Below are 8,562 nucleotides of genomic sequence, written 5' to 3'. Positions count from 1 at the left end.
AAATATTTGGTAATATACCTTATAACATAAGTACGGATATAATACGCAAAATTGCCGTTGCCTTGAGCACCTTGCGGAAGCGCATCTGCGCGGCCTGGCCGACGTTCTTCAGCTGGTCGTTCGTCTCGCCGGAGAGCGACACCACGATGTTGCGGTTGCCCTCGATGACCACCTCGGCCTCGGAGACGCCCAGCGCGTTGACCCGGCTGTCGATGATCCGCCGGGCCTCCTCCATGCTCGCCGGCGGCGGCGGCTGGCCGTTCGACTGCAGCGAGGCCTGGTAGGTCGCCTGCGTGCCGCCGACCAGGTCCAGCCCGAGCTTCGGGTGCAGCCGCTCGGTGACCGTGCCCTTGGCGCCGAAGGCGAAGAAGGCCAGCAGGTACAGGATGACGAAGATCAGGCCGAGCACGGCGAGTTGCCGCCCGGGATGTGGTTGCCCCTGTGGTGGTCGTGCCACGGCTGTGTGTCTCCCTGTACGGATCGGCCGCCGCTGACCTCAGCGGCGACGGGCTAAAGACATGCGGGACGGCCACCAGCAGCCGTGCCGGCGACGATTATCCCTATTTTCGACACGCCTGGCTGCCCCTGTCCGGTTCGGCAGCCCGGCGTGGTGTTGCACGACCTCAGTCGTTCTTGCGGGTCTCCACGATCGGGTTGACCGGCTCGTCGGCCACCGGCGGCTCCGGCTCGACCGGCTCCTCGACGGCCGCACGGCTGTTGACCACGCGGGCGATGGCGGGGCGGGCGAAGCGCGCGTTGACCCCGGGAGCGAGCTCCACGGTCACCACGTCGTCCTCCACCGCGACCACGGTCGCGTGCAGACCTCCGATGGTCACGATGTCGTCGCCGGGGCCGAGAGAGGACTGCATCGCCTGGGCCTCGCGGCGCCGCTTCTGCTGCGGGCGGATCATCATGAAATACATGACGCCGAAGAGCAGGACGATGAGAAGCAGGGGCATGAAGCTGCCGCCGCCCTGCGCTTGAGCTGCGTAAGACACTGAAAAGCCTTCCTGGGGGAGCAACATCCCGGTGAACCGCGGCGAGTCTAGTCCCCCTAACTGAGAGTTCCCTACGCGGCACCGGTATCGGTCACATTACGACAGCCGTACGCACAATCCCCTGATCAGGTGTCGCGCGCGAACAATTCGGCCTGTATCGCCCGGCCGTCCGACGGCGGGGTCTTGCCGAGGTGCAGCCAGCCGGCCTCGGTGGCGACCCGGCCGCGCGGCGTACGCGCCAGCAGCCCGGCCCGCACCAGGAACGGCTCGCACACCTCCTCCACCGTGTCGGACTGCTCCCCCACGGCCACCGCCAGCGTCGACAGCCCGACCGGTCCGCCGCGGAACGACTCGATCAACGCCCGCAGCACCGCCCGGTCCAGCCGGTCCAGCCCCAGCGCGTCCACGTCGTAGACCTTGAGCGCCTCCCGCGCGGCGGTCTCGGTGACCACCCCGTCCCCGCGCACCTCGGCGTAGTCACGCACCCGGCGCAGCAGCCGGTTGGCGATCCGCGGCGTGCCGCGCGAGCGCCCGGCGATCTCCCGCGCGCCCTCGTCGGTGATCGGCACGCCGAGGATGCGCGCCGACCGGTGCAGCAGCGAGTCGAGGTCGTCCGGCGAGTAGAAGTCGAGGTGCGCCACGAAGCCGAACCGGTCACGCATCGGCCCGGAGAGCAGCCCGGCCCGGGTGGTCGCGCCGACCAGCGTGAACGGCTCGACGTCCAGCGGGATCGCGGTGGCGCCCGGCCCCTTGCCGACCACGACGTCGACCCGGAAGTCCTCCATCGCGCTGTAGAGCAGCTCCTCGGCGGGCTTGGCGATCCGGTGGATCTCGTCGATGAAGAGCACGTCGCCCTCGGCCAGCCCGGTGAGGATCGCGGCCAGATCACCGGACCGCTCGATCACCGGCCCGCTGGTCGTCCGGAGCCCGCTCCCGAGCTCGGCCGCCACGATGTTCGCCAAGGTCGTGTTGTGCACGACCAGATCGTTGACGGTGAAGGTGTGATCGCCGGCCACGGTCAGGCAGCGGCACTCATGCAGCCCGGCCGGCTCCACGGACACGACCCGGTCGGGCGTGAGCCGCTCGTCGAACCGGTCGCGGCGCGGCGCCCACCCGCGGAGTCGCTCGCCGCGGGCGCCGATCGGCGTCACCCGCTCGGCGAACCGGGCGGCGTCGTCCTGGCTGGTGATGCTGAGTCGCCATGACTCGTGCGGGCGGCCCTGGTAGCGGCCACGCTTCAATTTGAGCCGCGACTGAATGCCCAGGCGCAGCAACAGGTGCTGCGTGTCCTCGAGCAGCCCGCGCGAGACGCTGTAAAACTCGATCACCACGTCGTAGCGGTCCCTGCCGCGCCGGCTCACCGTGCCGTCGCAGGCGAAATACGCCGCCAGGAAGGCGCTGACCTGCCACGCGTCTCCGCGATAGACGAACTCGGGCACGCGCTTCTGCCATGCCGTCTTGTCGATCAGGCCGGTCTCCCGCGACCATGGAACGAGGCCGGAGATCCGCACCAGGGAGCTACGCGCGGAGTTCGGGCGTGTCGTGTGGCGGTGGCGCAGCCGATCGCAGACCGCTCGGAAATCGTCGAGCACCGCCTCGTCACCACCTGTGAAGGTCACCTGGTTGCTCACGCAGCCGTCGCCGATCAGGTAGCCGGCCAGGCGGAACTCGTCGGTGGAGTCGGTGCCGTCCGCGACGATCAGCGGCTCGAGCACCTCGGCCAGGACATCGTCCGTGGTCAGGTCGCCGGCCTTGACCCAGCCCTCGGTGGTCCAGAACGGGTGGTCCGGCGCTGCGACGACCTCCCGGCCCGAGCCCGTCCGGATCCGGACCGAATCGAGCTCGCCCTGCTCGTGGACCGCCTGCACCTCCGCACCCTCGCCGGTGCGGGTGATCACCCGGTCGCCGACCTGGATGTCACCGAGGCGGCGCCGGCTGCCGTCCTCGAGGAGCACGAGCGCGTCGACCGAAACCGGCTTGCCCAGACCGGGCGGGCCGGACAACAGGATGTGGTCGGGTGGGGTGTTGCGGCCCATCGCTCCCTTCAGGAGCAGGTCCAGCTGGTCGCGGACCCGGTGCTGGGCGATGAAGTCGGCCAGGCGGCGCGGGCGGACGCTCGCCTCGGCGTCCAGGTCGGCGTCGTCGGCCTCTGCCGAGACCAGCTCGTCATTCATCGGGCCCGGCCCAGCAGCCGGATCGCCTGGCGCAGCAGCACCGGCACCGGCGGCACCTCGCCGTCGACCGTCTCCGCCACCGCGGCCACCGCCTGGTCGGCCTGCGACGCCGACCAGCCCAGCGCCAGCACGCCCTGCCGCACCTGGTCCTGCCAGTCACCGGCGAGCAGGCCGGCGGAGGCCGCACCGGTCACGGCGACCGGGCCGATCCGGTCGCGCAGCTCCAGGACCAGCCGCTCGGCGCCCTTCTTGCCGATGCCGGGGACACGGGTCAGCGCCGCGATGTCGCCGCCGCTGACCGCCCGGCGTACCGCGTCGGGGTGGTGCACGGCGAGCACCGCCTGGGCGAGCCGCGGGCCGACCCCGCTGGCCGTCTGGAGCAGCTCGAAAAGCTGTTTCTCGTCGTCGTCGGCGAAGCCGTAGAGGGTGAGCGAGTCCTCCCGGACCACCATGCTCGCGGCCAGCCGCGCCTCGGTGCCCGCCTTCAGCCCGGCCAGCGTGCCGGGGGCGCACTGTAGCTGCAGCCCCACGCCGCCGACCTCGATGACGGCGTGGTCGGGGGCGATCGCGGCCACCAGGCCGCGCACACTGGCGATCATCGGACTCCTCCCCTGGACCTTCTGGCCAACTGCTTCGCCTTGAGCGCGGCCGCCTCTATCCGGGCGCGGGTGCCGCCGCGCCAGATGTGGCAGATGGCGAGCGCGAGCGCGTCGGCGGCGTCCGCCGGGCGGGGCGGCGCGTCGAGACCGAGCACCCGGGTGACCATCGCGGTGACCTGGGCCTTGCCGGCCGTGCCCGAGCCGGTGACGGCGGCCTTGACCTCGCTGGGCGTGTAGGTCTGCACCGGCAGCTTGGCCCGCGACCCGGCCAGGATCGCGACCGCGCTGGCCTGCGCGGTGCCCATCACGGTGCGCACGTTGTGCTGGCTGAACACCCGCTCCACGGCGACGCTCTCCGGCTTGTGCTCGGCGACCAGCTCGGCCAGCGAGTTGTCCAGGTGCAGCAGGCGCAGCGCGATGTCGTCGTCGGGCTCGGTGTAGACCACGTAGTAGGCCACCAGCTTGCACGGCCGGCCGGGCACGCCCTCGACGACACCGACACCGCAGCGGGTGAGGCCGGGGTCGATGCCCAGCACGCGCACTGGCTCTTCCCCTCTCCACGTACGTGTGTTCGACGAACCCTAGTACGCGCTCCATCTTGCGGAACGTCGCGACACACCAGGACGATGGGTCGTGTATCTCGTTCCGCCGATGGCCGACGAACCGCCCGCCGAGTTCGTCGAGTTCGTCGCGGACCGCCTGCCGTCGATGGTGGAGGAGGCGCGCCGGCTGACCGGCGGCTCCGAGCAGGCGACCGGCATCGCCACGCTGGTGCTGAGCGACATCGCGATCCACTGGCGCCGGCTGATGCTGCGCAGCCGGGTGGCGCACACCGACGCGGTCCGCGAGTTCGCACACCGCCGTCTGGTCCTGCGCACGAAGCAGTGGCGCGACGACCAGATCTATCCGGTCGAGGTCCATATCCTGCGCCCGGTCGTGCAGGCCACGCGTTTCCCGACGAGTTACGCGGCCCGCAAGGCGGATGTCCTGGCGAGCACCGTCCGCGCGGCGACCGCGCCGTTCGCGGAGGCCGCGATCGCCTGGGCCGACGCCCGTCACCGGGCGATGGTCCACCGGATCGTCCGGACCGCGATCACGATGGTGGTCCTTTTCGCGATCTTCTTCAGCATCTTCCCGGGCGCACAGGCCTGAGGGGCGCCGGAAAGAGGATCACGCGTCGAGAGCGGCCAGGACCTCGTCGGAGACGTCGAGGTTGGCGTAGATGTTCTGGACGTCGTCGCAGTCCTCGAGGACGTCGATGAGCTTGAACACCTTGCGCGCCGCCTCCTCGTCGACCGGCACCGTCATGGTCGGGACCAGCGAGGACTCGGCCGAGTCGTACTCGATGCCCGCGTCCTGCAGCGCCGTGCGCACCGCCACCAGGTCGGTCGGCTCGCTGACCACCTCGAACGACTCGCCCAGGTCGTTGATCTCCTCGGCGCCCGCGTCGAGCACCGCCAGCATCAGGTCGTCCTCGGACAGGCCGGCCTTCGGGACGATCACCACGCCCTTGCGGTTGAACAGGTAGGACACGCTGCCGGCGTCGGCGAAGGTGCCGCCGTTGCGGGTGAGCGCGGTGCGCACCTCGGTGGCCGCGCGGTTGCGGTTGTCGGTGAGGCACTCGATGAGCATCGCGACGCCGTTGGGCCCGTACCCCTCGTACATGATCGTCTGCCAGTCGGCGCCGCCGGCCTCCAGGCCTGAGCCGCGCTTGACCGCGCGATCGATGTTGTCGTTGGGCACCGAGCTCTTCTTCGCCTTCTGGATGGCGTCGTAGAGCGTGGGGTTGCCGGCCGGGTCTGCGCCGCCGACCCGGGCCGCGACCTCGACGTTCTTGATCAGCTTGGCGAACATCTTCCCGCGCTTGGCGTCGATGACGGCCTTCTTGTGCTTGGTCGTCGCCCACTTGGAGTGGCCGGACATGAAAACCTCCGCGGTCAGTCAGAATCGTCGGTCCGGCGGACCATCTCGACGAAGTACCGGTGCACGCGAAGGTCGCCGGTGAGCTCCGGGTGGAAAGCCGTGGCGAGCAGGTTGCCCTGCCGGACGGCGACAATCCTACCGGCGGCCGGACCGGCGGTGACGCGGCCCATGACCTGCACGTCCTCGCTCACCCGCTCGACCCACGGCGCCCGGATGAAGACCGCGTCGAACGGCCCGCCCGAGATGTCGGAGATGTCGACCGGGCCCTCGAACGACTCCACCTGCCGCCCGAACGCGTTGCGCCGCACGGTCATGTCGATGCCGCCGAACGACTCCTGGTCGGGCCGCCCGTCGAGGATGGTGGCGGCGAGCATGATCATGCCGGCGCAGGACCCGTACACCGGCATGCCGGCGGCGATCCGCTTGCGGATGGGCTCCATCAGCTCGAAGGTGATCGCCAGCTTGCTCATCACGGTCGACTCGCCGCCGGGAACCACCAGACCGTCGACCGGGGCCAGCTCGTCGGGCCGCCGGATCGGGGTCGCGGAGGCCCCGCTCGACTCGAGCGCCCGCAGATGCTCGCGCACGTCGCCCTGCAGGGCCAGCACTCCGATGTTCATCGCCTCAACCCTAAGCTCTCTGTGTGATCCGCAGCCCCGCCACCGCCCCTGACCGGACCAACGGCGGAGTTCTGCGCCGGGTGCGTGACCACATCGATCGTCATCACACGGAACCACTCACCCTGAGCGGTTTGGCCACGCTGGCCGGTTTCTCCAAGTTCCATCTGGTACGCGCGTTCCGCGCCACCTACGGCGAAACTCCCATGCGCTACCTCTCCCGGCGCCGCATCGCGCACGCCCAGGACCTGCTTCGCCACGCCAACCTCACGGTCACCGAGATCTGCATGCTGGTCGGTTTCAGCAGCCTCGGCTCGTTCTCGTCGCGCTTCACGGAGCTGGTCGGCGAGAGCCCGGCGGCCTACCAGCGGCGGTGGGCCGGCCAGGCGCCGCACGTGCCCGGTTGCCATGTCTTCATGCGCGGTGTCATTCCGCAATTCCGGAGAAGCTCGCCGGAGCCGCCCGGCCGTAGCGTCGAGCCATGATTCTCCACATCTCGCTGACCACGGTTTACTGCCTCGACCAGGAGGCCACCCGCGACTTCTACGTCGAGCACCTCGGCTTCGAGCCGGCCACGGACGTCGTCATGGGCGACTTCCGCTGGGTCACGATCAGGCATCCCGGCCAGCCGTTGCTCGAGGTCACCCTCATGCTGCCCGGCCCGCCGCTGTCGCCCGAGGCCGCCGCCTTCGTGCGCGGTCAGCTCGAGTCCGGCCAGATGGGCGGGCTCGGTCTCACCGTCGACGACTGCCGCAAGACCTACGACGATCTGAGCAGTAAGGGCGTCACCTTCGTGCAGGAGCCGGCCGAGCGGCCCTACGGGGTGGAGGCCGTGATGCGCGACAACACCGGCAACTGGCTGTCGCTGATCGAGCCACGCGCCTTCACCCCATCCGATTTTGGGTAAGGGTCACCAGCCGCGCTCGGCCAGGCGGTGCGGCTGCGGGACGTCCTCGACGTTGATGCCGACCATCGCCTCGCCGAGCCCGCGGGAGACCTTCGCGATCATCTCGGGGTCGTCGTGGAAGGTGGTGGCCTTGACGATGGCCGCCGCGCGCTGCGCCGGGTTGCCGGACTTGAAGATGCCGGAGCCGACGAAGACGCCCTCGGCGCCGAGCTGCATCATCATCGCCGCGTCGGCCGGGGTGGCGATGCCGCCGGCGGTGAACATCACGACCGGCAGCTTGCCCGCCTCGGCGACCTCCTTGACCAGCTCGTACGGCGCCTGCAGCTCCTTGGCGGCGACGTACAACTCGTCCTCGGGCAGGTTCTGCAGCCGGCGGATCTCGGCGCGGATGGTCCGCATGTGAGTGGTGGCGTTCGAGACGTCGCCGGTGCCGGCCTCGCCTTTGGAGCGGATCATCGCCGCGCCCTCGGTGATCCGGCGCAGCGCCTCGCCCAGGTTGGTCGCGCCGCACACGAACGGCACGGTGAACGCCCACTTGTCGATGTGGTTGGCGTAGTCGGCCGGGGTCAGCACCTCGGACTCGTCCACGTAGTCGACGCCGAGCGCCTGCAGCACCCGGGCCTCGACGAAGTGGCCGATCCGGGCCTTGGCCATCACCGGGATGGACACCGCGGAGATGATCCCGTCGATCATGTCGGGGTCGCTCATCCGGGACACGCCGCCCTGGGCGCGGATGTCGGCCGGCACCCGCTCGAGCGCCATCACGGCGACCGCGCCGGCGTCCTCGGCGATCTTCGCCTGGTCGGGCGTGACCACGTCCATGATCACACCGCCCTTGAGCATCTCGGCCATGCCGCGCTTGACCCGGGCGGTGCCGACGGCCGGCTTCTGCGTCTCCGACATTGGTCTCGCTCCTCACGAAGGTGTGGACTTCTTCGGAGCAGATTTTAGGGCCGTGATCACGGTCCACCGAGGGCCAATCGACCCCACAGTGGCCTTCGACGCCTGCGGAACGTCGGCTCAGGCCGCCTCGACCGGCTGCGCCGGAAGCTGCCTCGGGACCACCATCGCGGGCTCGTCGATGTCGAAGTACTCCGGCCGCGGGTACTGCCGCGCCAGCCGCAACACCCGCACCAGCGGCCGGCGGCGCGCGGTCAGGGCGTCGCGCACCAGGTCGGTGTGCACCTGCCGGGCGAGGCCGACGCGCCGGTTGGTCACCACGAGGGCCCGGGTGGCTGCGTCGGTGTCGGTTCAAGGGTAAAATGCCCTTTTCCTGAGCCGATTTCAAAGATATTATCATGTTCATTTAATCTTATATTTGTCATTATTTTATCTATATTATGT

At 69.8% G+C, this 8,562-nt stretch carries 10 protein-coding genes and 4 pseudogenes; 3 read left to right on the top strand and 11 right to left on the bottom strand.

From position 1 onward, the window contains the following. Nucleotides 1-58: 58 nt before the first annotated feature. From AB0M20_RS14960 to ruvC, 6 genes and pseudogenes are all read right to left on the bottom strand, one after another. Nucleotides 59-457 (bottom strand): annotated as a pseudogene (locus tag AB0M20_RS14960) (protein translocase subunit SecD); the annotation flags it as partial. Between the two features lie 166 nt (nt 458-623). Continuing rightward, nucleotides 624-998, bottom strand: coding sequence for a preprotein translocase subunit YajC (gene yajC, locus AB0M20_RS14955; RefSeq protein WP_364298286.1), 375 nt, complete (start codon nt 996-998; stop codon nt 624-626). 125 nt (nt 999-1,123) lie between these two features. Then, on the bottom strand, nt 1,124-2,437 hold the full coding sequence (gene ruvB, locus AB0M20_RS14950; protein WP_364298288.1) for a Holliday junction branch migration DNA helicase RuvB: 1,314 nt from the start codon (nt 2,435-2,437) through the stop codon (nt 1,124-1,126). Between the two features lie 537 nt (nt 2,438-2,974). After that, a pseudogene (locus AB0M20_RS14945) lies at nt 2,975-3,172 on the bottom strand (Holliday junction branch migration DNA helicase RuvB); the annotation flags it as partial. Beyond that, complete coding sequence (ruvA, locus tag AB0M20_RS14940; RefSeq protein WP_364298283.1) at nt 3,169-3,771, bottom strand: Holliday junction branch migration protein RuvA; 603 nt, start codon at nt 3,769-3,771, stop codon at nt 3,169-3,171. The pseudogene AB0M20_RS14945 and the gene ruvA, both read right to left, overlap by 4 nt. Further along, complete coding sequence (gene ruvC / locus AB0M20_RS14935; RefSeq protein ID WP_364298280.1) at nt 3,768-4,313, bottom strand: crossover junction endodeoxyribonuclease RuvC; 546 nt, start codon at nt 4,311-4,313, stop codon at nt 3,768-3,770. Before ruvC ends, ruvA begins: the two co-directional genes overlap by 4 nt. Before the next feature lie 109 nt (nt 4,314-4,422). Between ruvC and AB0M20_RS14930 the strand changes: the two genes are divergently transcribed. Then, nucleotides 4,423-4,923 carry a hypothetical protein gene (locus AB0M20_RS14930; protein WP_364298278.1) on the top strand — a complete coding sequence of 167 codons (501 nt, stop codon included), beginning with the start codon at nt 4,423-4,425 and terminating at the stop codon, nt 4,921-4,923. 18 nt (nt 4,924-4,941) lie between these two features. Here AB0M20_RS14930 and AB0M20_RS14925 read toward each other — a convergent pair whose 3' ends face one another. Then, nucleotides 4,942-5,694 carry a YebC/PmpR family DNA-binding transcriptional regulator gene (locus AB0M20_RS14925; RefSeq protein ID WP_364298276.1) on the bottom strand — a complete coding sequence of 251 codons (753 nt, stop codon included), beginning with the start codon at nt 5,692-5,694 and terminating at the stop codon, nt 4,942-4,944. 14 nt (nt 5,695-5,708) lie between these two features. Next, nucleotides 5,709-6,314 carry a pyridoxal 5'-phosphate synthase glutaminase subunit PdxT gene (pdxT, locus tag AB0M20_RS14920; protein ID WP_364298274.1) on the bottom strand — a complete coding sequence of 202 codons (606 nt, stop codon included), beginning with the start codon at nt 6,312-6,314 and terminating at the stop codon, nt 5,709-5,711. Nucleotides 6,315-6,337: 23 nt separating this feature from the next. Here pdxT and AB0M20_RS14915 point away from each other — a divergent pair, with 23 nt between their 5' ends. After that, complete coding sequence (locus tag AB0M20_RS14915; RefSeq protein WP_364298272.1) at nt 6,338-6,796, top strand: AraC family transcriptional regulator; 459 nt, start codon at nt 6,338-6,340, stop codon at nt 6,794-6,796. Continuing rightward, nucleotides 6,793-7,218, top strand: a complete 426-nt coding sequence (locus tag AB0M20_RS14910) for a VOC family protein (protein ID WP_364298270.1) — start codon at nt 6,793-6,795, stop codon at nt 7,216-7,218. Before AB0M20_RS14915 ends, AB0M20_RS14910 begins: the two co-directional genes overlap by 4 nt. Nucleotides 7,219-7,221: 3 nt before the next feature. Here AB0M20_RS14910 and pdxS read toward each other — a convergent pair whose 3' ends face one another. From pdxS to AB0M20_RS14895, 3 genes and pseudogenes are all read right to left on the bottom strand, one after another. Then, entirely contained in the window at nt 7,222-8,121 is a 900-nt protein-coding gene (gene pdxS, locus AB0M20_RS14905; RefSeq protein WP_364298268.1) for a pyridoxal 5'-phosphate synthase lyase subunit PdxS, read from the bottom strand. Nucleotides 8,122-8,238: 117 nt separating this feature from the next. Then, nucleotides 8,239-8,451 (bottom strand): annotated as a pseudogene (locus tag AB0M20_RS14900) (hypothetical protein); the annotation flags it as partial. A gap of 17 nt (nt 8,452-8,468) precedes the next feature. Next, a pseudogene (locus AB0M20_RS14895) lies at nt 8,469-8,562 on the bottom strand (23S rRNA (adenine(2058)-N(6))-methyltransferase Erm(B)); the annotation flags it as partial.

This window comes from Actinoplanes sp. NPDC051633 (assembly GCF_040681735.1).
In the GTDB taxonomy this organism is placed as follows: Bacteria; Actinomycetota; Actinomycetes; order Mycobacteriales; family Micromonosporaceae; genus Actinoplanes.
The sequence above is the reverse complement of the archived record's forward strand: the minus strand, read 5'-3'. Positions and strand labels throughout refer to the sequence as shown.

What these genes read in the sequence shown, in the direction of transcription:
- AB0M20_RS14925 (WP_364298276.1), bottom strand. Translation starts at nt 5,694, where the DNA reads ATGTCCGGCCACTCCAAGTGGGCGACGACCAAGCACAAGAAGGCCGTC.
- AB0M20_RS14910 (WP_364298270.1), top strand. Translation starts at nt 6,793, where the DNA reads ATGATTCTCCACATCTCGCTGACCACGGTTTACTGCCTCGACCAGGAG.
- pdxT (WP_364298274.1), bottom strand. Translation starts at nt 6,314, where the DNA reads ATGAACATCGGAGTGCTGGCCCTGCAGGGCGACGTGCGCGAGCATCTG.
- ruvA (WP_364298283.1), bottom strand. Translation starts at nt 3,771, where the DNA reads ATGATCGCCAGTGTGCGCGGCCTGGTGGCCGCGATCGCCCCCGACCAC.
- pdxS (WP_364298268.1), bottom strand. Translation starts at nt 8,121, where the DNA reads ATGTCGGAGACGCAGAAGCCGGCCGTCGGCACCGCCCGGGTCAAGCGC.
- AB0M20_RS14930 (WP_364298278.1), top strand. Translation starts at nt 4,423, where the DNA reads ATGGCCGACGAACCGCCCGCCGAGTTCGTCGAGTTCGTCGCGGACCGC.